The sequence below is a fragment of the Paenibacillus praedii genome, from assembly GCF_049725345.1.
Taxonomy (GTDB): domain Bacteria; phylum Bacillota; class Bacilli; order Paenibacillales; family Paenibacillaceae; genus Pristimantibacillus.
In genome coordinates, this window is record NZ_JBMWAM010000051.1 from 1 (window position 1) to 695 (window position 695).

Annotated in this window: 2 protein-coding genes; both read left to right on the forward strand. The window is 45.0% G+C overall.

Annotated features, from left to right (window positions below):
• The coding region (locus ACO9K6_RS20940) for a helix-turn-helix domain-containing protein (RefSeq protein ID WP_424769463.1) at positions 1-234 on the forward strand (234 nt) is incomplete at its 5' end.
• Positions 235-293: 59 nt separating this feature from the next.
• The coding region (locus ACO9K6_RS20945) for an IS3 family transposase (RefSeq protein WP_424769464.1) at positions 294-695 on the forward strand (402 nt) is incomplete at its 3' end.

Sequence of the window (695 nt, forward strand, 5' to 3'; positions counted from 1 at the left end):
GCAGACCAGTTTAAGGTTTCCTATCAACAAGTGTACCAATGGGTGAAGAAATTCCAAGATGGAGGTCAGGATGCGTTAAAGGATGGCCGTGGCCGAAAGAAATTGCCGGAGGAGTTAACTGAAGCGGATCAACAGAAACTCGAAATGAAGAAGCTGCAATATGAAATGGAGCGACTTCGGGCGGAGAATGCGTTTTTAAAAAAGTTACGGGATATTCAAAGGAGGCGAAGCTAAGTCAGTATCGTCAGGAGAACATCTACCTTGCCATTCAGGCACTGCGGGAAGAAGCATCTATGAGCATTCAGCTTCTCTGTGAAATTGCAGAAATACCGCGCTCAAGCTATTACAAGTGGCTGAATCGAAAGCCTAGTTTTCGAGAGCAGGAGAATGAGGAGTTGACCCAGGTTATGATGTCTATTTATGAGAAAGTCGATCGTACATTTGGATACCGTCAATTAACCCTGCATATGCGTCGCCAAACAGGAAAAGCAATTAATCACAAGCGTGTGTATCGTCTCATGCGGATAGAGGGAATTCAGTCCGTTATTCGTAGGAAGAAAAAAAGATACGCACAATCTACGCCGCAGCAAGTCGCTGAGAACGTGCTAAACCGCGAGTTCTATGCAGATGCACCTAATGAGAAATGGTTAACCGATGTAACGGAATTCAAGTACGGTAATGGGCAGAAGGCGTAT